At 72.4% G+C, this 20,887-nt stretch carries 16 protein-coding genes; 11 read left to right on the top strand and 5 right to left on the bottom strand.

The features are described 5' to 3' along the window. Positions 1-47: 47 nt before the first annotated feature. Positions 48-1,364 carry a glycosyltransferase gene (locus tag EDF51_RS18180; protein WP_166673590.1) on the bottom strand — a complete coding sequence of 439 codons (1,317 nt, stop codon included), beginning with the start codon at positions 1,362-1,364 and terminating at the stop codon, positions 48-50. Positions 1,365-1,501: 137 nt separating this feature from the next. Here EDF51_RS18180 and EDF51_RS18175 point away from each other — a divergent pair, with 137 nt between their 5' ends. Both EDF51_RS18175 and EDF51_RS18170 read left to right on the top strand, forming a co-directional pair. Continuing rightward, complete coding sequence (locus EDF51_RS18175; protein WP_133938907.1) at positions 1,502-3,991, top strand: glycosyltransferase; 2,490 nt, start codon at positions 1,502-1,504, stop codon at positions 3,989-3,991. Further along, on the top strand, positions 3,988-4,734 hold the full coding sequence (locus EDF51_RS18170) for a polyprenol monophosphomannose synthase (RefSeq protein ID WP_134195925.1): 747 nt from the start codon (positions 3,988-3,990) through the stop codon (positions 4,732-4,734). Before EDF51_RS18175 ends, EDF51_RS18170 begins: the two co-directional genes overlap by 4 nt. Before the next feature lie 303 nt (positions 4,735-5,037). Here the strand turns inward: EDF51_RS18170 and EDF51_RS18165 are convergent, their stop codons facing one another. Further along, positions 5,038-6,324 carry an O-antigen ligase family protein gene (locus EDF51_RS18165; RefSeq protein WP_123938722.1) on the bottom strand — a complete coding sequence of 429 codons (1,287 nt, stop codon included), beginning with the start codon at positions 6,322-6,324 and terminating at the stop codon, positions 5,038-5,040. Between the two features lie 131 nt (positions 6,325-6,455). Here EDF51_RS18165 and EDF51_RS18160 point away from each other — a divergent pair, with 131 nt between their 5' ends. After that, positions 6,456-7,814: a hypothetical protein gene (locus EDF51_RS18160; protein ID WP_131845601.1), complete on the top strand. Its 1,359-nt coding sequence runs from the start codon at positions 6,456-6,458 to the stop codon at positions 7,812-7,814. Between the two features lie 31 nt (positions 7,815-7,845). Here the strand turns inward: EDF51_RS18160 and EDF51_RS18155 are convergent, their stop codons facing one another. After that, positions 7,846-9,225, bottom strand: coding sequence for an O-antigen ligase family protein (locus tag EDF51_RS18155; RefSeq protein WP_131845600.1), 1,380 nt, complete (start codon positions 9,223-9,225; stop codon positions 7,846-7,848). Positions 9,226-9,290: 65 nt separating this feature from the next. On the opposite strand from EDF51_RS18155, the gene manA reads away from it, so the two are divergent. From manA to EDF51_RS18130, 5 genes are all read left to right on the top strand, one after another. Then, positions 9,291-10,499, top strand: a complete 1,209-nt coding sequence (gene manA / locus EDF51_RS18150; RefSeq protein WP_134195923.1) for a mannose-6-phosphate isomerase, class I — start codon at positions 9,291-9,293, stop codon at positions 10,497-10,499. 75 nt (positions 10,500-10,574) lie between these two features. Next, on the top strand, positions 10,575-11,537 hold the full coding sequence (gene galE / locus EDF51_RS18145; protein ID WP_123292353.1) for a UDP-glucose 4-epimerase GalE: 963 nt from the start codon (positions 10,575-10,577) through the stop codon (positions 11,535-11,537). A gap of 197 nt (positions 11,538-11,734) precedes the next feature. Next, complete coding sequence (locus EDF51_RS18140; protein WP_111085981.1) at positions 11,735-12,058, top strand: WhiB family transcriptional regulator; 324 nt, start codon at positions 11,735-11,737, stop codon at positions 12,056-12,058. Between the two features lie 180 nt (positions 12,059-12,238). Beyond that, a complete protein-coding gene (locus EDF51_RS18135; RefSeq protein WP_134195921.1) occupies positions 12,239-15,076 on the top strand; it encodes a glycosyltransferase family 2 protein in 2,838 nt (945 codons plus the stop codon). Further along, complete coding sequence (locus EDF51_RS18130) at positions 15,073-16,476, top strand: DUF5719 family protein (RefSeq protein ID WP_134195919.1); 1,404 nt, start codon at positions 15,073-15,075, stop codon at positions 16,474-16,476. Before EDF51_RS18135 ends, EDF51_RS18130 begins: the two co-directional genes overlap by 4 nt. Positions 16,477-16,513: 37 nt before the next feature. Here the strand turns inward: EDF51_RS18130 and EDF51_RS18125 are convergent, their stop codons facing one another. Further along, positions 16,514-16,954, bottom strand: coding sequence for a metallopeptidase family protein (locus tag EDF51_RS18125; RefSeq protein ID WP_123938728.1), 441 nt, complete (start codon positions 16,952-16,954; stop codon positions 16,514-16,516). 78 nt (positions 16,955-17,032) lie between these two features. Here EDF51_RS18125 and EDF51_RS18120 point away from each other — a divergent pair, with 78 nt between their 5' ends. Next, positions 17,033-17,248 carry a DUF3499 family protein gene (locus tag EDF51_RS18120; protein ID WP_111085977.1) on the top strand — a complete coding sequence of 72 codons (216 nt, stop codon included), beginning with the start codon at positions 17,033-17,035 and terminating at the stop codon, positions 17,246-17,248. A gap of 104 nt (positions 17,249-17,352) precedes the next feature. Then, complete coding sequence (gene ahcY / locus EDF51_RS18115; RefSeq protein ID WP_134195917.1) at positions 17,353-18,831, top strand: adenosylhomocysteinase; 1,479 nt, start codon at positions 17,353-17,355, stop codon at positions 18,829-18,831. 142 nt (positions 18,832-18,973) lie between these two features. Here the strand turns inward: ahcY and EDF51_RS18110 are convergent, their stop codons facing one another. Beyond that, positions 18,974-19,843 (bottom strand): RDD family protein, encoded by an 870-nt coding sequence (locus tag EDF51_RS18110; RefSeq protein ID WP_131845595.1) that lies wholly within the window; start codon positions 19,841-19,843, stop codon positions 18,974-18,976. A 42-nt stretch (positions 19,844-19,885) separates the two neighbouring features. On the opposite strand from EDF51_RS18110, the gene EDF51_RS18105 reads away from it, so the two are divergent. Then, entirely contained in the window at positions 19,886-20,884 is a 999-nt protein-coding gene (locus EDF51_RS18105; protein ID WP_131845594.1) for a stage II sporulation protein M, read from the top strand. Positions 20,885-20,887 lie beyond the last annotated feature (3 nt).

Genomic DNA, 20,887 nt, shown 5'->3' with positions numbered 1-20,887 from the left:
TTCCTGCTCACGAAGTGGGCGCGCTGACCGTCGGTGCTGGTCCCACGTCAGCGGCGCACGCGCCGGGCCATCAGGCCCACGCCGTGCAGCAACCGGTACTCGGGGGAGCGGGTGAGGCCCGCGAACCGCGCCGCGATCTGGTCGCGCTCCGCCTCGGCCTGGCGACGGGCGGTGTCGTACGCGCCGACCTGCTGCTCCGACGCGACGAGCCGCCGGTTGATGTCCTGCACCCCGGACAGGTGGACGTCACGGTCGTGCTCGGCCTGCCGCAGGACCTCGCGCTGCGCGGTCGCCCAGCGCAGGAACGCGTTCCGCTCGCCGGACCGACCCGAGGCGATCGCCACGGCCGCGTCCAGGACCGGGCCGACCTGCTCGGCGCGCGCGCGGAACGAGTGTCGCTCGACCACCACGGCACGGAGTCGGTCCGTCAGAGCCGTGCGCTCGGCGCGGGGCATCGCGAGCACCCGCTCGAGCGACGCGGCGTCGTCGAAGACCGGCACGTCGGACAGGCCGAGCTCGTCCAGGCCGAGCGCGCAGTCCGTCACCGGCAGCGCCCCGGACGCGAGCGCCTCGTACAGGCGGGAGTTCAGAGTGCCGTACTCGGCGGCCGGGGCGATCACGTCGTCGACGACGAAGCCGGCGGCGCGGTACACCTCGGGCAGCGCGAAGTAGGACACCGCGGGCCGGAGCTCGACGCCGGCCGTGGCCTCGACGTGGTCGACGTTCGCGGCGAACCACACGATCGGCTCGGCCGGGGCGACCTCGGCGAGCACGTCCTGCACGCGGCGGCGCACGCCCCAGAAGTTGACGGTCGTGACGGCACGGTCCGTGCGCTCGGACGCCGTGGCGGCCGTGGTCGTGCCGGCCTCGTGCGGTCGCTCGTCGGTGAACAGGTCCAGGTCGACACCGATCGGGACGACCTCGACCGGACCGTCGTACTGCGCGGCGACGGCGTCGCGGGCGATGCCGGACGACGTCCACACCGCGTCGAACTCACCGAGGTAGGGCAGGGCCGCCCACTTCGCGGTCCAGTTCCGCACCCACGCGACCAGGGCGGTGCCGGCGGGGACGTACCCGGGGACGAACGACTCGATCATGCTGACCACGACGGCGGTGTCGGCGGGGACCGCTTCTCCCCAGTGCTCGAGCGGCCACATCGCGACGCCCCAGCCCTCGGCACGGAGCGCCCGTGCGAGCCCGAGTGCGACGAACAGGTCGCCCTTGCCCTCGGTCGGGTCGGCGGTCGACACGGCGAACCGGACGGTGCCGCGCGGCCCCTCGGCGTGCGCACCGGCCGCGATGGCCGCGTACTCCGGTGCGAGGGGCGAGGACAGGGGAGTGTTCGGGATCACTGCGGCAGTCACGCGGCCCATTCTGCACGAATCGGCGACGGCCACAGGGGAGTGGCGGGGCGCGCCTTGTATGGTGTCATCGGCTCGCGGCACCCCGTGGGCCGAGCCACCGATCCGCGCCGTGCGCGGCAGCTGCTGGAGGAACTCGCGTGACAGAGCGCAAGCCGGGAGTCGTGTCCGTCATCCTCGTGAACTACAAGGGCACGGACGACACCCTGACGAGCATCGCGGAACTCCGCAAGCAGGACTGGCCGCAGGACAAGCTCGAGGTGATCGTCGTCGAGAACGGCTCCGGTCCGGAGCACCTCGGCCGGCTGCAGGCCTCCGACCTCGACTTCACCCTGATCGACGCGGCCGCCAACCTCGGCTTCACCGGCGGGTGCAACCTCGGCGTCGAGAAGTCCTCCGGTGAGGTCGTCGCGTTCCTCAACAACGACGCCCGTCCCGACACCGGGTGGGTGCGCGAGGCGATGGCCACGTTCGCGTCCGGCGCCGACATCGGTGCCGTGGCGTCGAAGGTCCTCGATTGGGAGGGCGTCAACATCGACTTCACCGAGGCCGCGATGACCTGGTACGGCATGGGCTACAAGCCCTTCGCCGGGTCACCGGACACCGGCCGCTGGGAGAGCGAGACCGACGTCCTGTTCGGCACCGGCGCCGCGATGTTCATCCGCGCCGAGCTCTTCGAGCAGCTCGACGGCTTCGACGACCGCTACTTCATGTTCTACGAGGACGTCGACCTCGGCTGGCGGCTCAACCTGCTCGGCTGGCGCTTCCGGTACCAGCCGAAGTCGGTCGCGTTCCACAAGCACCACGCGTCGATGAACAAGTTCGGCGACTTCCGCGAGACCTACCTGCTCGAGCGGAACGCCCTCTTCACGCTGTACAAGAACCTCGGCGACGAGCAGCTCGCCGCAGCCCTGCCCGGCTCGCTGGCGCTCGCCGTCCGCCGTGCCGTGGGCCGCGGGGAGCTCGACTCCACGGAGCTCGACCTGCGGAACCCCGGCGACGACAGCGTCCCCACCATCCCGGTGCCGAAGACGAGCATGGCCGGCATCTACGGCGTCGACCAGTTCGTCGAGCAGCTGCCGTCGATGACCGAGTCGCGCCGCGCGATCCAGGCCACGCGTGTCCGCAGCGACCGCGAGCTCCTGCGCCTGTTCGGCAACCGCGACGAGCCCGCGTACCCGATCGAGAACTACCTTGCCGGCTACGACAAGATCGTGCACTCCCTCGGTGTGCTCGAGGTCGGCACCCGTCGTCGCATCCTCATCATCACGGGCGACTCGATCGGCGCGAAGATGGCCGGTCCCGCGATCCGCGCCACCCAGATGGCGAAGCAGCTCGCGTCCGAGCACGACGTGCGCGTGGTCAGCCTGACCCGCTCGTCGCAGATCGACCCGTCGTACGACGTCGTCACCGTGCCGCACCGCCACCCCCGCCAGATGGTCGAGCACGAGGGCTGGGCCGACGTCATCATCGTGCAGGGCCACGCGCTCCGGCTGTTCCCGGTGCTCGAGTCGACGAGCAAGATCCTGGTCGTCGACGTGTACGACCCGCTGCACCTCGAGCAGCTCGAGCAGGGCCGCAGCGACGACGTCGACCAGTGGAACCGTCAGATCCTCGACGCCTCGGACACGCTCAACCACCAGCTCGAGCTCGGCGACTACTTCATCTGCGCCTCGGAGCGCCAGCGCATGTTCTGGCTCGGCCAGCTCGCCGGTTCCGGCCGGGTGAACGCCCGCACGTACTCGCGCGACGCCGACCTCCGCTCGCTCATCGGCGTCGTGCCGTTCGGGCTGTCCTCGACCCCGCCGGTGCACGACCAGCCGCGGGTCAAGGGCGTCGTACCGGGCATCGGCAAGAACGACAAGCTCGTCGTCTGGGGCGGTGGCATCTACGACTGGTTCGACCCGATCACCCTGGTCCGCTCGATCGCCCAGCTCGCCGCCCGTCGCCCGTCGGTGAAGCTCTTCTTCATGGGCGTGCAGCACCCGAACCCCGACGTGCCCGAGATGGACATCGTCGCGAAGGTCCGCGCCGAGGCCGACGCCCTCGGTCTGACCGGGAAGCACGTGTTCTTCAACGACTCGTGGATCCCGTACGAGGAACGCGGTGCCTACCTGCTCGAGGCCGACGCCGGCGTCTCGACGCACTACGAGCACCTCGAGACCACGTTCTCGTTCCGCACCCGCATCCTCGACTACCTGTGGGCGCGCCTGCCGATCGTCACGACGGCCGGCGACTCCTTCGGTGACCTGGTCGCCGAGCAGCAGCTCGGCGTCGCGGTGCACGAGCAGGACGTCGACGGCCTGGCCACGGCGCTCGAGACCGCGCTCTTCGACAAGAAGGCCCGCGCCCAGTTCATCGCCAACGTCGACCGCGTGCGCGAGCAGTTCACGTGGGAGAACGTCCTGGCACCGCTCGTCGAGTTCTGCCGGAACCCGATCCGCGCGGCGGACAAGTCGGTGCGGGACACCAGCACGAAGCTCGCGCCCCACACGATGCGCGTGCGCGTGCCGGACCGCAAGAAGCTCTCAGGCGTCCGCTACGACGTCGGGCGTGCGGTGCACTACTTCCGCACCGAGGGCCCGCGCAGCGTCGCGGGGAAGATCAAGCGACGCCTCGGCAACCGGTGAACCCAGCCGAGACCACGGCCCTCGTCATCGTCCCGACGTACGACGAGGCTGAGAACATCCGAGCCATCGCCGACGCGATCCTGACGGCGTCGCCCGGTGCCCACCTGCTCGTCATCGACGACGGCAGCCCGGACGGCACCGGCGACATCGTGCGGTCCATCGCGGCCGACGACGACCGGGTGCACCTGCTGCAGCGGTCGGGCAAGCTCGGGCTCGGCACGGCCTACGTCGCCGGGTTCCGGTGGGGCCTGGAGCGCGGGTACCCGCTGCTGGTCGAGATGGACGCCGACGGCTCGCACCCGGCCGACCGGCTGCCGGCGCTCATCGACGCGGTCACCTCGTCGGACGACGTGCTGCTCGCGATCGGGTCGCGCTGGGTGCCCGGTGGGTCGGTCGTCGACTGGCCGCTCCGTCGCCAGGCCCTGAGCCGCGGCGCGAACACGTACGCGCGGTTGGTGCTCGGGATCCACGTGCGGGACATCACCGCCGGGTACCGCGTCTACCGTTCCGACGCGATCGTGCGGATGGACCTCGGCTCGATCGACTCGAAGGGGTACTGCTTCCAGGTCGACATGACGCTGCGCGTGGACGCCCTGGGCGGCCGCATCGTCGAGGTGCCGATCCGGTTCCGAGACCGCGTGCACGGGGTCTCGAAGATGAGCCGGTCCATCGTCGTCGAGGCGATGCTCCGCGTCACGCAGTGGGGCCTGCAGCGCCGCCTGGGTCGTCGCACGCGCCCGTAGCGCTCGCGCCGCGCTGCCCCCGCACGCACGCCCGCGCCCGCCCGCGCGCCCCCCCCCCCCGCCCCCGTGTGCGCCCCCGAGGTTCCGAGATCTCGGAACCTCGGCGCTCCCACCGCCGTTCCGTGGAACCTCGGCGACACACGGGCGGCATGTCGTGGAACCTCGGCGGCCTGCGCACGAGCAGGCATGGCGGCGGCGGTGGCTGGCGCTTCGTGAGCAGAAATGGTCGGGTCGCCGCGGCGGACTCGACCATTCCTGCTCACGAAGTGCGTCACACGCCGTGCCTGCGCGCCCCCGCGGCACCTACGCCCGCGGCAGGTGCCGGCGCCACGAGCGCCGCCGCGCCGCGATCACGAGCACCGTCACGAAGAACATCAGACCCGCACCGTGCAGCAGGTAGCTCTCCGCCGTGCTCGTCACCGCGAGCAGCACCAGCACCGCGGCCGGCCACACGTAGGCCACCCCGGGGAACGTCGTCGCCGTGACCCATGCCCGTGCGAAGGCCAGCAGCGCGGCGATCCCCAGGATGATCGTGCCGGCCACCCCGAGCTGCAGCCACGCGTCGACGAACGCGTTGAGGCCGGACGTGAACCGCGCGCCGGACGGGTCGATGAGCGTGACGTACGGCACGACCGGCTCGGTCGGCCACGTCCCGACCCACCCCCAGCCCTGGATCGGGTAGCGCTCGGTCAGGACGCGGATCTGCGACCACAGGTCGATGCGCGTCGCCGTGCCGCCGGCCGCACCGATCTCGGCGAGCAGCCGGTGCCGGGCGAACACGGCCACCACCAGGGTGAGCAGGACCGCGCCGCCGAGGACGCCGTTGACCACCGGTCTGGTGGCGGGCCGTGCGTGCCTGAGCGACCAGAGGGCCAGCGCGGTGACGGCGAGGGCGATCATCGCGAGGCCGGTGATGGGGGACTGCACGAGCATCAGCGCGATGACGGCGAGGGCGGTGGAGCCGATCGCCCGCCACATGGTGACCGAGCGGGTGAGGAACTCGACGACGAAGGTGACCAGGGCCATCGCGGCGATGAACCCCATGAAGTTGCGGGTGCCGCCGATGCCCTGGATCGGGCCGCCGTAGGCGATGTCGCCGCGGATCCCGAAGGCCGGCAGCGGGACGTCGAGCACCAGTCCGGACAGGACCTCGAGGCCGAGGGCGACGACGAGCAGGATCCGGAACGCGTCACCCGACGCCCGGATCACCTGCACCAGGTCCCGCCCGAGCGCCAGGTAGAGCCCGAGCCCGATGAAGCACACCGTCTGCACCAGGCCGCGCAGGGCGACCCACGAGTACTCGCTCCAGAGCACGCTCAACGCGCAGTACCCGACGAACGCCAGCAGCGACAGGGGCAGCACGCCGTGCCACTCGATCCGGTACCGCTGCCCGAGCAGGCTCAGCCCGGCGAGGACGAACAGCGTCACGAGCACGGCCCACGTGCCCGACCTGCCGACGAGGGCCTGGACGGTCGGCTGCCCGAACCCGAACAGCACGATGACCGTCGCGAGCGCCTGGCTGAACCGTCCACCGGCCGAGAAGCCGATCCAGGCGGAGAGGTACCGGCGCCCGAGCACGTGTCTGCTCACCCGGCCGTCCGTCACGCGTCCATCTTGGCGTACGACCTTGTGACGAGTCGCCCGCATCGCGGAACGGCTGTATCGACGATCCGCGGTGTGGCGTCATCGACGATGCGCGATGCTGACCTAGCTTCACTGCAATGGACCCCCTGCGGAGGGCCGCCGGCCTGCCGCTGGTCGCGGTCGTCATCGGCTTCGCCGCCGCCGCGCTCGCCTGGTACCGGCTCGGCCCCGTGCCCCGGAACACCGTCTGGGCCGAGGACGGCGGGGTCTTCCTGCGGGAGCGCATCGCCCTCGGCCCCGTGGACACCCTGCTGCACCCGTACGCCGGGTACGTGCACCTGCTGCCCCGGATGGTGGTCGACCTCGGGTACGCGCTGCCGACCGCGCGGTACGCCCAGGTCGTCTCGCTGTCGTCCTGCCTGGTGGTCGGGGCCGTGTGCGCGCTGGTCTTCGTCCTGTCCCGCGACGTGGTCCGACCGTGGCCGTTCCGCCTCGTGCTCGCCGCGGTGCCCGTCGTGCTGCCGCTCGCGCCGTACGAGATCAGCGGGAACGCCGCCAACCTGCACTGGTACCTGCTCGTGCTGGTGCCGTGGGTCTTCGCGCACCGCAGCCGGACCTGGTGGGGAGCCGTCGGGCTCGCCGTCGTCGCCGGACTCGCGGTCCTCACGGAACCGCAGACGATCCTGTTCACGCCGCTGCTCCTGCTCGCGTGGCCGCTGCGTCGTCCTGGGGGCGACGGGTCTCGCCGTGCGCGCCTGCTCCCGCTGCCCGTCACGGTCGCGGCGCTCGCCGGGGCCGTCGTGCAGGTCGTCACGACGCTCACCCACCCGCGCGACCTGACCCCCGGCGCTCCCGCGTTCCACGACGTGCTCGCCGGGTTCCTGCTCCGGCCCGTCGCCGGCGCGTGGGACCCGCACCTCGGCGTCGTGGTCTCCACGGTCGTCGAGCACGGCTGGGCGCCGGTCCTCGTGCCCGTCAGCGCACTGGTGCTGGTCCTCGTCGCCGGTGTCGTCGTCGGGCCGGCCCGCTCCCGGTGGATGGTCGTCGCGCTGACGGTCGCGTCCGGTGCCGTGTGGTGGGCGGCGCTGCTGGCGAACGACGGTGCCGGGCAGCCGTGGGCGAACCCCACGGCCGCCATGGCGGCGATCCCGCCGCAGCGGTACGCAGCCGCGTCCGGCCTGCTGCTCGTCAGCGCCGCGGTGGTCGCCGCCGCCGCGCTGGTGGACACCGACCGGTGGTCGCGTGTCGCGCAGCGGACGGGAGGCACGGGTCGCCTCGTCGGGGCGCTGGCCGCCTGGTGCGTGGTCGCCGCCGTCGTCGCGTCGGCCGTCCTGCACGTCGCGCCGGCGGACACCCGGCGCAGCGACGGGCCGGTGTGGGCGGAGCAGCTGCCCGCGGCCGCCGAGGCGTGTCGCGCCGACCCGACGCTCGAGGTCGTGCGGGTACGGTCGAACCCGTGGTCGTCACCGGTCGCGTGCGCGTGGCTGTTCCGCTGACGCGGGACCGCTGACTGCGGGCCGCTGACGATCAGCGCGTGGTGGCCCAGCGGAACTCGCGCTTCGCGGGCGGGGTGCGCGGGCCGTCGCCGGTCGACGTCGGTTCCTCGCCGGTCAGGACGATCCGGGTCTTGATGGCGATGAGCGCGAAGAGCACCCAGTTCCCCTGGTAGAGCAGCCGCGACTCCGCGACGGACTGCACGAGCAGCGCGACGACGACGAGCAGCGGCAGGAGCGACACCGGGTCGAACGTGCGCGGACGGAGTGCGGCGTCGTAGCCGATCCGGGTCGCGCACGCCCACGAGCGCGACAGCGTCGTGACGACGTACAGCAGGAACAGGACGAGGCCGATGATGCCGGTCTGCATCCAGACGTCGAGGTAGGCGTCGTGCGCCTGCAGGTACGTGACGCCCTTGCGGTGCGCCAGGTCGGCCAGGGTGGGGATGCCGGGCCACCAGTACCCGATCCAGCCCCAGCCGACGACGGCGTGCTGGTCGATCAGACCGAGCACCTTCGCCCAGATCTCGCCGCGGCCGGTCGCGTCCGACCCCTTGCCGAGCAGCTCCGAGACCGGACCGCGCAGCACGAACGCCGCGCCGGCGACGACGACCGCGCCGACCGCGAGCAGCAGGTAGCGCGGGGTGCGTCGCTCGGTCGGGACCCGGCGCATCCACACGGCGACCAGGGCGACGACGGCGACGACCAGCGCGGCTGCGATGACCGTGGAGGAGCGGGTCAGGACGAACCCGAGGACGGCGACCACGAGCCAGCCGGTGGCCCGCTGCCGGCGCATCCGACCCTCGGCGAGCTGCAGCACGACGACGATCGCGACGAGCAGCGCGACCATCGCCAGCAGGTTCGCGTTGCCCGGCAGGCCCTGGATGCGGCCACCGGTGAAGAGCTCGGCGCGTGAGAAGTAGAAGGCGTCCGGGATGTCGGCGTCGCCGTAGTCGGTCCAGATCGGCGCGATGGGGTGCCGCACGAACACCGCGACGACGGCCTCGAACAGGATCGAGAGCAGCAGCACCCAGCGGAGCGCGAGGCTGAGGGCGTCGAGGATCCGGCGCCAGGTCAGGGTGGACGCGATCGTGAAGGCCACGGCAGCGCAGATCACCTGCACGGTCAGGCTCGAGATCGTGGCGAACCACCAGTGCGACCAGACGACGGACAGCAGGCACCACCCCAGGAAGGCCCAGAGCGGCCAGGGGGAGCGCACGAGCGGCGGCTTCGCCCGGACCAGGATCGTGATGCCCCAGGCGGCGACGAGCGCCCACAGGACGCCTGCTCCGACCCAGGTGAGGGTGTTCGGGACGGCGTCCCCGGCGAACAGCACGAAGATCGTGGTCGCACCGAAGGCGAACGCCTCGCGCTCGGGTACGGTCCCGCGTGCCAGCGGCCAGGTGTTCGTCACGACGTCAGGCTACCGGCGGCAGCGGGCCACCGGAGTCCCCGGATCCCGCCGGTAGGCTCTCGCCCATGTTCCTCGGCATCACGAACACCCCCCGCGACTACGCCTGGGGCTCGGTCACCGCGATCCCGGAGCTCCTCGGTCGCACCGTCACCGGCGCCCCGCAGGCAGAGCTCTGGCTCGGCGCCCACCCGGGCAGCCCGAGCGTGGTCGTCAACCCGGCGATGGTCGGCGGTGCCGACACACTGCTCGACTGGATCGCCGCCGAGCCGCAGGACGCCCTGGGCGGCGACCGCACCGGCCTGCCGTTCCTGCTGAAGGTGCTCGCAGCGGCGGCGCCCCTGTCGCTGCAGGCGCACCCGACGCCGGAGCAGGCCGAGGCCGGCTTCGCGCGCGAGGAGCGCGAGGGCATCGCGATCGACGACCCGGCGCGCAACTACAAGGACCCGTTCCCGAAGCCCGAGCTCGTCGTCGCGCTGAGCGAGCGGTTCGAGGCCCTGAGCGGCTTCCGGCCGGTCGAGGAGACCCTGGCCGAGGTCCGCGTGCTCGATGCCGGCAGCGGTCGGCTCGGCCCGCTCGAGGTGCACTTGCAGCACGGCCTCGAGGACACCGTGCGGTGGCTCGAGACGGCCGACGACTCCGCGCTCGCCGTCGTGCAGGCCGCGAGCGACCTCGCCGTCGCCCTCGACGACGACCTGCTCACCCCGAACACGGCGACGGTCCGCGACCTGGCGACGAGCTGGCCGGGCGACCCCGGCATCGTCGTCTCCCTGCTCATGCACCGGGTGACGCTCACCGCGGGACAGGCGATGTACCTGCCCGCCGGCAACATCCACGCCTACCTGGACGGCCTCGGCATCGAGCTGATGGCGCCGTCCGACAACGTGCTGCGCGGGGGACTGACGCCGAAGCACGTCGACGTCCCCGAACTCCTGCACGTGCTCGACTTCACGGCCTACCCGGCACCGGTCTTCGAGCCCGAGCGCCTGGCTCCCGGCGTGGACCGCTTCGCACCAGAGGACGTCGGGTTCGCGCTGCTGCGGGTCGACGGCGACGGACGACCGGTCGGCCTGAGCACCGGCGGGGTGGCTCCGCTGGCCGGCCCGTCGATCGCGATCTGCACCGAGGGCGTCGTGACGCTCGTCGGCGCGACGTCCGCCACGTTGCTCCGCAAGGGCGAGTCCTGCTTCATCACACCGGACGAGGGCGACGTCACGGTCGAGGCCGACTCGTCGAACGGCGTGACGTCCACGGTCTTCATCGCGACCGGTCGGTAGCGCGGAGCCGCACCCGCTGGCGCGGTCCCGCACGCCGCGACCGGGGTGCACCGTGCGTCCGCTAGCGTGGCGACCATGAGTTGGCTGGTCACCGGCGGTGCCGGGTACATCGGGTCCCACGTCGTCCGAGCACTGCGCTCGGCCGGCATCGACACGGTCGCGTTCGACGACCTCTCGAGCGGCTTCCGAGCCTTCGTGCCGGACGACGTGCCGTTCGTCGAGGGCACGATCCTGGACGGCGAGTTGGTCGCCCGCACCCTGCGCGAGCACGACGTCACCGGCGTGGTGCACGTCGCGGGCTTCAAGTACGCCGGCGTCTCCGTCGAGCGTCCGCTGCACACCTACGAGCAGAACGTCACCGGCATGGCGACGCTGCTCCGTGCGATGGCCGAGAACGGCGTCACGAAGGCCGTCTTCTCGTCGAGCGCCGCGGTCTACGGCACCCCGGACGTCGACGTCGTCGTGGAGTCGACCCCGAAGGCACCAGAGTCCCCGTACGGCGAGTCGAAGCTCATCGGCGAGTGGCTGCTGCGCGACATGGAGGTCGCCGCGGGCTTCACGACGACCTCGCTCCGCTACTTCAACGTCGTCGGCTCCGGCGAACCCGACCTGTACGACGCCAGCCCGCACAACCTGTTCCCGCTCGTGTTCGACGCCCTGCTGGCCGGCCGCACGCCGCGCATCAACGGCGACGACTACGCCACCGAGGACGGCACCTGCGTCCGTGACTACATCCACGTCGCCGACCTCGCGCACTCGCACGCCGTCGCGGCGCAGAAGCTCGAGGCGGGGGAGTCGCTCGAACAGGCGTACAACCTCGGCAGCGGCGACGGTGTGAGCGTCCGGCAGATCATGGACGCCATGGCGAAGGGCACCGGGATCGCCTTCGACCCGGAGATCGCGCCCCGCCGCCCCGGCGACCCGGCGCGCATCGTGGCCACCGGCGAGGCCGCCACGCGCGATCTCGACTGGGCGATGCGCCACACCCTGGACGAGATGGTCACGAGTGCGTGGGAGGCCCGCCGCAGCGCCTCGTAGCGGCTGAGGACGTGTCAGTTGTCCCCCGAAACCCCGACAGACCGGGCGCGACACGCCCAGACGGGGGACATGACACGCCGAAGCGGTCAGTGCCTTCTATGATCCGCGACTTGACTCAGGCGAATGACACCGCTGTAATTACAGGCAACGACTTCAATCGTTGTGGTCCCGTTATCGAGACGTCAGGGGTGATCAGGGTGAACGGTTCCGACTTCCACGCCGGAGTTCCGGAGGACTGGCACGTCGACCCCGTGGCGCTCGGCGTCCCGGGTGTTCGACGGCCGGAGACGGACGACGAGGAGAACCCGCTCGCGTGGCAGGTCGACTCGCTGTGCGCACAGACCGACCCGGAGGCGTTCTTCCCCGAGAAGGGCGGCTCCACGCGCGAAGCGAAGAAGATCTGCACGTCGTGCGAGGTCCGGGCGCAGTGCCTCGAGTACGCACTCGAGAACGACGAACGCTTCGGTATCTGGGGCGGCCTGTCGGAGCGCGAGCGTCGCAAGTTGCGCAAGCGCGCGTAGCCGTCCAGGAGGCACGGTGCGCGCCCGGCGCACACCGTGCGGTCCCGAATCCTCGTCGCAGGCTCCTCGGCGCGACCTCGCACGGCGCTGGCGCGCCGTGACCGCTCGGCCGCGCAGGTTCACGGCGCGCCGCCGGCCGCAGCGGACGCCGTGCCTCCAGACCGTAGAGTGACGCCCGTCATGCAGCCCAGAGTCACCGCGATCCTCGTCGCCGCCAACGGAGCGGCCCACCTCGACCGGACCCTGGACGCACTCGCGGCCCAGACCCGCCACCCCGAGAACCTGGTGGTCGTCGACGTCGGATCGACCGACGGCTCCACCGCGGGCCTGTCCTTCGGCGGGTCCGCCGAACTCCTGCGCCTGCCGGCCGGACGCCCCTTCGGCGAGGCCGTCGCCCGCGGGGAGCGCGAGGCCCCGCCCGCCGTCGTGGACGAGCCCGTCGACGAGTGGCTGTGGCTGCTCGGGCACGACAACGCGCCGTCGCCGACCGCGCTCGCCGACCTGCTCTCCGCCGTCGAGATCGCGCCGTCCGTGGTCGTGGCCGGCCCGAAGCTCGTCGCCGACGACGACCCCTCGCTCATCCGCGCGTTCGGCGAGAGCATGACGCGCTTCGGCCGATCGATCGGTCTCGTGCAGGACGAGCTCGACCAGGGCCAGCACGACCGGCACACCGACGTGCTCGGCGTCGCCGCCGGCGGCATGCTCGTGCGCCGCTCGGTGTGGACCGAGCTCGCCGGCTTCGACCCGGCGCTGCCCGACGTCGACGCCGCCCTCGACTTCTGCGTCCGGGTGCGCCTGGCCGGGCACCGCGTCGCCGTGGTCCCCGAGGCGAAGGTCACCACCGCCGGTCCGGTCGAGGAGTTCGGCCGCAAGCGCGTCTCCGAGGCCCGCCGTGTCCGCATGCACCGGCAGGCGCAGCTGCACCGCCGGATGACCTACGCGCCGGGCGGACTGCTCTGGCTGCACTGGCTCACCCTCGTCCCCTTCGCGCTCGGCCGGGCGGTCGGCCACCTCGTCGCCAAGCACCCCGCGGCCGTCGTCCCCGAGCTCGCCGCGGCGTTCGCGGTGGCCTTCGGCGGAGGCACCGGTCGGGCGCGCAGGAACCTCGCCCGCACGAAGAAGCTCGGTTGGGCCGCCGTCGAACCGCTCCGGGTCAGCTGGCGTCGGGTGCACGAGCACCGCACCACCTCGCGCGACGTCGAACTCGCCCGGGTCGAGGACGCCCCGATCGCGCGGGCGTCGTTCCTCGGCGACGGCGGGATCTGGGTCGTGCTGGCCGCGGCCGTCCTGAGCGTCGTCACGCTCTACCCCCTGCTCGGCTCACCGGCGCTGACCGGCGGCGGCCTGCTGCCCCTCAGCACGAGTGTCGGGCAGCTCTGGCAGAACGTCGGGTACGGCTGGCACTCGCTCGGCACCGGGTTCACCGGGCCGTCCGACCCGTTCGCCGCCGTGCTGGCGGTCCTCGGGTCGATCGTGTTCTGGTCGCCCTCGACGTCCGTCGTGCTCGTGATGCTCGTCGCGTTCCCGGTCTCCGCCCTCGGCGCCTGGTTCGCGGTCCGCAAGGTCACCACACGCAAGTGGGTGCCGGTGATCGGTGCCGCGCTGTACGCCATCGCGCCCTCGCTCGTCGGCGCGGTCACGACGGGCCACCTCGGCGCCGTCATCGCGCACCTGGTGCTGCCGTGGCTGTTCGTCGCCGTGCTCGAGGCGCACCGCTCGTGGGCCTGGGCCTCGGGCGCTTCGCTGCTGTTCGCGGTCGTGGCGGCCTCGGCGCCGTCGTTGCTGCCGGTCCTGCTGATCGGGTGGCTCGTCGCGCTCGTCGTCGGGTGGCGCCGTGCACACCGTCGGGCCTTCATCCCGGTGCCGACCGCGGTGCTCTTCCTGCCGCTCGTCCTCGCCCAGGTCGCACGCGGCAACGTCCTCGCCGTCTTCGCGGACCCCGGCGTCCCGTCCGCCACGCGTGCGCCGTCCGCGCTGCAGCTGGCCATCGGTCAGCCGCTGCCGGACTGGAGCGGGTGGCTGCCCGCCACGTCCGGGCTCGCCGCCGTCGGCACGTGGCTGCCGATCGTGATGGCCGTCCTGGCCGTCCCGATCGCCGCCGCGGCGATCGGCGCGATGCTCGGACACCGCTGGGCCGTCGCCGGCTCGGCGCTCGTCGTCGCACTGCTGGGCTTCGGCACCGCGTTCGCCGCCACCCACGTGACCGTCACCGGCGTCGGGTCGACCACCACCATCGTGTGGCCGGGCAGCGGGCTGTCGGTGTACTGGCTCGCGATCGTGGTCGCTGCCTGCATCGGGATCGACGTGCTGCCCAAGGCCGCACCGGTCACGGGACTCGTCGCGACGGTGCTCGCCGGTGTCGCGGTGGCCCCCGCCTTCGCCGCGTTCTACCTCGGCAACGCCGCCATCCAGCCGACCACCGGCCGGGTGCTCAGCGCGTACGTGAACGCCGAGGCGCAGGCGAACCCCGACGTCGGCACGCTCGTCGTGGTGCCGCAGGACGACGGGTCGCTCGCGGTCGCGCTCGAACGCGGCCAGGGTGCCACCCTCGACGACCAGTCGACCCTCGACGCCACCGCCCTGCGGTTGAGCGACTCCGGCGCCCGGCTGACGACGCTCGCCGGCAACCTGGCGAGCCGCAGCGGCTACGACCCCCGGCCGGCACTGCAGGAACTCGGCATCAGCTTCGTCCTGCTCGACGACCCCGGTGACGACCCCGAGGCGCAGACCGTGCACGACCGTGCCGCTGGCGCGATCGGGCAGAACGCGCTCTTCACGAGCATCGGTGAGACCACGAACGGCCAGCTGTTCCACTACGAGGGCGACGTCGACCGGACCACCACCGGGTCCGCCGCCGCCCGTGCCACGCACGTCCTGTACCTGGTCGTGCTCGGCGTGGTGTTCGGTGCGGCCGCCCTGCTCGCCGTGCCGACGGCCCCGCGCCGTCGCCGCGCCACCTCGAACGTCATCGAGGCCGAGGAACCCGCGACCACCTTCGACGAGGAGCGCGACGAATGAGCACCACCACCCGCTCCGTCCGACGCTGGGTCGTCCGCGGCACCGCGACCGCGATCGCCGTCGTCGTCGCTGCCGGCGCCGTCACGGCCGCGCACGCTTACGGCACCGCGGCCGAACCGGGTCGCCCGGCCGGCCGGACCGTCACCCCGGTGCCCGCCGACGCCGAGCGCGTCTGCGCCGGCAGCGCCCTGCGGCTGTCCGACGACTCCGGCAACGACGCCACCCAGGCGAGCACCGTCGGGGCGGCGACCGTGGCCACGGCGACGACCGGTTCGACCGTCGAGCGGACCTCGCTCGACCCGTCGTCCACCGGCGGCAGCGACCCGCGCCTGCTCACCGCCCCCGCGGGCGACACGACACCGCAGGTCGCGGGCAGCAGCTACCAGAGCGTTTCCAGCGGCGACCTGGTCGGAGCCGGCGCGGCGTCGTGCGACGACCCCTCGCAGTCGACCTGGCTCGTCGGCGGCTCGACCGAGACCGGGCGCACCAGCCTCGTCACCCTGTCGAACCCGACCGACGTGAACGCCACCGTCGACCTGGCGATCTACGACGGCACCGGCACGGTCAGCGCCCCCGGCACGACCGGCATCGTCGTCGCCCCGAACACCCAGAAGGTCGTCCCGCTGTCCGGCTTCGTGTCCGACCAGGGATCCACCGTCGTGCACGTGTCGTCCTCGGGCGGGCAGATCGTCGCCCACATGCAGGAGACCGTCGTCCGCACGCTCACCCCCGGTGGCTACGACATCGTCTCCGGCGGCGCCGCCCCCTCGCGGTCGCAGGTCATCCCCGGCGTCGTGCTCGCCGGCGCGCAGGAGGCACAGCGCGGTGACGACACGGCGGACGCAGCCCCCGTCGTCCGGCTGTTCGTCCCCGGTACCGAGTCGGCACGCGTCACGCTCGGCATCAGCACGGCGGACGGCGGCGGCACGACCGTGAACGCCACCGCCGAGCCCGGGGTCGTGACCGACGTCGCGCTCGACGACTTCCCGGACGGCCGCTACTCGTTCACCGTCACGTCGACGCAGCCCGTCGTCGCCGGTGCCCGCACGACCTCACCGACGGCTGACGGCAACAGTGACCTCGGTTGGTTCGCCTCGGCCGAGCCCCTGGGTGACCAGGTCATCACCGCGGTGGCACCGGGGGAGGGCGTCCGCATGAACTTCGTGAACCCGACGCGTGAGGACCGTTCAATCACGATCCGCTCCGGCGACGAGAAGCGCACCATCAGGGTGCTGTCGGGTGCCACCGCCACCATGCCCGTGCAGACCGCGAAGCAGCTCTCGATCTCCGGCGCCGAAGGGGTCGTGGTGGGCGTGACCTACCGCGGGGACGACGGCATCGCCGGCTTCCCGGTCCGACCGTCCACCCAGGTGTCCACGCCGGTCCGCGTCTACCCCTGACGGTGACGTCGGTGCGGTGCCCCCGGGTGCCGCGTCGTCACCAGTGGCGGTAGCGGTCCGGCGCCAGGTCCCACGGGTCCTTGCCGATCAGCTCGCCGACGGCGCGGAACACGGCCGTCTCGATGATGATCCGCCGGTCCGCGTCGTCCTTCTCGGGGCTGCGGTTCACCCGCTCGACGGGGATCCGGAACACGGTGACCCTGCGGGTGTCGCGGTCGATGCGCCAGCGGGGCATCGCGTCGGGCAGGGTGGCGTCGGTCGGCATGTCGGCCACCTGGAACACCACGCCCGACAGCTCGTCGGGCCAGAGCCCGATCAGGTAGTGGGCGCTGTCGCCGACGATGCGGTCGAAGGCCTCGGCGCGGGTGGTGATCGGTGCGAGCTCGGGACCGGTCACGCTCGACCGCCCGCCGCGTCCGTGCCGGGACCGGCCTCGACCGCGGTCGACCGGAGTGACGAGGCGGGGCTTGCGACGCATCCCCACATCGTACGCGTGCCGTCGTCACTCCCGGTCGCTCCGGTCGCTCGTGCGCGCTCCGCTAGGCTCCCTGACGACATGGACGTGAGGATCTGCAGCAAGGTCGCGTGCGCCGCGAGCGCTTCGGCGACCCTGACATACGACTACGGGGACTCCATGGTCGTCGTCGGGCCGCTCTCCACGCGGGTCGAACCGCACGGCTACGACCTCTGCGCCCGGCACGCGGCCGGCCTGCGCGTCCCGCGCGGCTGGCAGGTGGTGCGGCGCGAGCCGCTGCAGCGCGAGACCGACTGACGGCTCGCGTCCGCGACGCACCAGCGGCGGTGGACGGGAGGCCCGTGGAACGTGACCGACGTCGGCTGGGGACCCGCGCCTCCCGGCATGGAAGACTGATGGGCATGCCCACCGAAGCCCAGACCGCAGCACCGTACCGCGTCGCCGACCTCTCGCTCGCCGAGGCGGGCCGTCACCAGATCCGCCTCGCCGAGAACGAGATGCCGGGCCTGATGGCCCTGCGCGAGGAGTTCGGTGCGTCGCAGCCGCTGGCCGGTGCGCGCATCGCCGGGTCGCTGCACATGACGGTGCAGACGGCCGTCCTGATCGAGACGCTCGTCGCCCTCGGTGCGCAGGTGCGGTGGGCGAGCTGCAACATCTTCTCCACGCAGGACGAAGCCGCCGCGGCGATCGCGGTCGGCCCGACCGGCACGCCGGACGCACCAGCCGGCGTCCCCGTGTTCGCGTGGAAGGGCGAGACGCTCGAGGAGTACTGGTGGTGCACCAGCCGCATCTTCGACTGGACCGCCGAGGCCGCTGCCGTCGGAGCCGAGTGGGCCGGTCCGAACCTGATCCTGGACGACGGCGGTGACGCCACCATGCTCGTGCACACCGGAGCCGACGCCGAAGCTGCCGGTGCTGCCCCGGTCGCCGCTGCCGATGCGAGTGCCGAGTGGAAGATCGTGCTCGACACCGTCGCGGCGTCGCTCGAGACGTCCTCCGACCGCTGGACCCGCATCGCCGCGGACATCGAGGGCGTCACCGAGGAGACCACCACGGGCGTGCACCGCCTGTACGAGCTGTCGCGCAACGGACAGCTGCGGTTCCCCGCGATCAACGTGAACGACTCCGTGACGAAGTCGAAGTTCGACAACAAGTACGGCATCCGCCACTCCCTTCCCGACGGTCTGAACCGTGCGACCGACGTCCTGATGGGCGGCAAGGTCGCGTTCGTGGTCGGGTACGGCGACGTCGGCAAGGGTGCGGCGGAGGCACTGCGCGGCCAGGGCGCCCGCGTCATCGTCAGCGAGGTCGACCCGATCTGCGCGCTGCAGGCCGCGATGGACGGCTACCAGGTGGCCCGTCTGGCCGACGTCATCGAGACCGTCGACATGGTCATCACGTGCACGGGCAACCTCGGCGTCGTGGGCGTCGACGAGATGCTCGGGCTGAAGCACCTGGCGATCGTCGCCAACGTCGGCCACTTCGACAACGAGATCGACATGGCCGGGCTCGAGTCGCTGCCCGGCGTGGAGAAGGTCGAGATCAAGCCGCAGGTGCACGAGTGGCGCCTGCCGACGGGCCGCTCGATCCTGGTGCTGTCCGAGGGGCGGCTGATGAACCTCGGCAACGCCACCGGGCACCCGTCGTTCGTGATGAGCAACTCGTTCACGAACCAGGTCCTGGCGCAGATCGAGCTGCACACCCGTCGTGACGAGTACCCGACCGGTGTCTACGTGCTGCCGAAGCACCTGGACGAGAAGGTCGCGCGCTTGCACCTCGACGCCCTCGGGGTGGAGTTGACGACGCTGCGCCCGGAGCAGGCGGCGTACATCGGCGTGCCGGTCGAGGGCCCCTTCAAGCCCGAGCACTACCGGTACTGAGCCGGTCGGGCGGCCGGCGGCGCGCTGCGGCCCCGCGGAACCAGGTTCCGGACACAGCACCGCGTGATGTCGCGGTGTTGTGTCCGGAACCTGGTTCCGTGCGGGAGGTGTCGTTCGGCAGGAGCCGGGCGCGCGCAGCGCGCTAGCGCGGGAAGCCCGGGGGCCGCGCCGACGCCGACGCTCCAGCCTCGGTGAGCAACCCGACGCGGGAGCGCAGCGCCTGCACGTCCCGCCCACGGCGCAGCACGACCACCCCGGCGAGGAACACCTCGGCGGGCACCGGCGGCACCGGGTGGGCGAAGGGTGCGACGTCCGCGGCCAGCGCACGGGCGGCGGACTCGCGGAGTTCGGGGCGCATCACGGCGGCCCCGCGGAAGAACGCGCCGAGCCGGTTCTCGAGTCGCTGCGGCAGCGCCGAGACGTCCGCGACCGTGGCCCAGGCCGTCAGCTCGGGTGGCAGCACCACCTGGGGGTCGCGCTGCTTCGGCAGCCGCTCGTGCTGCACGACGGTGCCGGCGAGCAGGTCCCCGAGGCGCCGCGGACGACTGCCGAACAACGCCACGAGCAGTGCCACCGACCCGAACGTCATCCACAGCTCGAACAGCCCGACGAGCGCGCGGGTGAACGCGTGCCGGAACCCGATCGCACCGCCGTCGACCCGGACGACCCGCGTGCCGACGGCGTACCGGCCGACGCTGCGGCCCCGGGTCACCGTCTCGACGGCGGCCGGCACCAGCACGAGCACGGCGACGAACAGGGCGATGCTCAGCGCGGCACCCCACGCCTCGTCGAGGCCGCTCGGCCACAGCCGGGACACCCCGAACATGAGCAGCAGGTACAGGACGAGCAGGCACACCCCGTCGAGGAGCGCCGACGCCAACCGCAGGACGAGTCCGGCCGGCTGCACGTCGAGCGCGACCGCCTCGCCGACCACGAGCTCGTCGGCGGTCTCGTCCAGGGCGAGCGAGAACCGGGCATCGGCGAGGTCGCGCGGCGTGCGGGGCTTCGACATGGGATCATTCTGTCGGAAGTCGGCCGACACGAGGGGGAACACGTGGACCTGGACGCCTACGCCGAGGTGCACCGCGACCGGTGGCAGGAGCTCGACCGCCTCGCGCGCGCCCGGCACACCACCGGTGCCGACGTCGACCAGCTCGTCTCCGGCTACCAGGCCGCCGCGACGGACCTCGCCCGCATCCGCGGCGCCGCACCCCGCACCGCGACCGGCGACCGGCTGTCCCTCACCCTGTACCGCGCCCGCCTGCGCTTCACCGGCACCCCGGTCGACCCGCTCACCGCGGTCGCCCTGTTCTTCACCCGGCAGTTGCCCGCGGCGCTGTACCGGATCCGCTGGGTGACGATCTGGGTGGCGCTGGCCACCGTCGCGATCGGCGCGATCGTGGCCGTCTGGATCACGACGACACCGGGGGCGACGGCGACCTTCGGCACGCCGGAGGCGCTCCGCCAGTACGCCACGCAGGACTTCGTCGACTACTACTCCGACCACGGCCTGGGCGCGTTCACGGCGCAGGTGTGGACGAACAACGCCTACATCGCGGCCACCATGGTCGCGTTCGGCATCACGGGCGTCTTCGTGCCGTTCTCGATCATGCAGAACGCCGTCGGGCTCGGGGTCTCCGCGGCGATCATGCACTCGCAGGGCCGCCTGGGCGACTTCTTCCTCTACATCGCCCCGCACGGTCAGCTCGAGCTGTACTCGGTCTTCCTCGCCGGCGGGGCGGGCCTGATGATCTTCTGGTCGTGGGTCGCTCCGGGGCCGCACCGGACCCGCGCGCAGGCCCTCGCCGAGGACGGCCGTGCCCTCATCACGATCGCGGTCGGCCTGACGCTGACGCTGCTGCTGTCCGGCCTGGTCGAGGGCATCGTCACCCGTCAGGACTGGCCGTGGCCGGTCAAGATCGGCATCGGGACGATCGCCCTCGCTGCGGTCCTGGCGTACCAGTGGGTGCTCGGCGGTCGCGCGTACCGGGCCGGGGAGCGCGGCGACCTCGACGAGTTCGAGCGCGGCACCTCCGCGCTGGTCGCCGGGTAGCGT

This window comes from Curtobacterium sp. PhB25 (assembly GCF_004365375.1).
GTDB lineage: Bacteria > Actinomycetota > Actinomycetes > Actinomycetales > Microbacteriaceae > Curtobacterium.
This window is presented reverse-complemented; position numbering and strand designations above follow the sequence as displayed.

Coding starts and splice junctions, on each gene's coding strand:
- EDF51_RS18160 (WP_131845601.1), top strand. CDS start 6,456: ATGGACCCCCTGCGGAGGGCCGCCGGCCTGCCGCTGGTCGCGGTCGTC.
- manA (WP_134195923.1), top strand. CDS start 9,291: ATGTTCCTCGGCATCACGAACACCCCCCGCGACTACGCCTGGGGCTCG.
- galE (WP_123292353.1), top strand. CDS start 10,575: ATGAGTTGGCTGGTCACCGGCGGTGCCGGGTACATCGGGTCCCACGTC.
- EDF51_RS18135 (WP_134195921.1), top strand. CDS start 12,239: ATGCAGCCCAGAGTCACCGCGATCCTCGTCGCCGCCAACGGAGCGGCC.
- EDF51_RS18130 (WP_134195919.1), top strand. CDS start 15,073: ATGAGCACCACCACCCGCTCCGTCCGACGCTGGGTCGTCCGCGGCACC.
- EDF51_RS18125 (WP_123938728.1), bottom strand. CDS start 16,954: ATGCGTCGCAAGCCCCGCCTCGTCACTCCGGTCGACCGCGGTCGAGGC.
- EDF51_RS18120 (WP_111085977.1), top strand. CDS start 17,033: ATGGACGTGAGGATCTGCAGCAAGGTCGCGTGCGCCGCGAGCGCTTCG.
- ahcY (WP_134195917.1), top strand. CDS start 17,353: ATGCCCACCGAAGCCCAGACCGCAGCACCGTACCGCGTCGCCGACCTC.
- EDF51_RS18110 (WP_131845595.1), bottom strand. CDS start 19,843: ATGTCGAAGCCCCGCACGCCGCGCGACCTCGCCGATGCCCGGTTCTCG.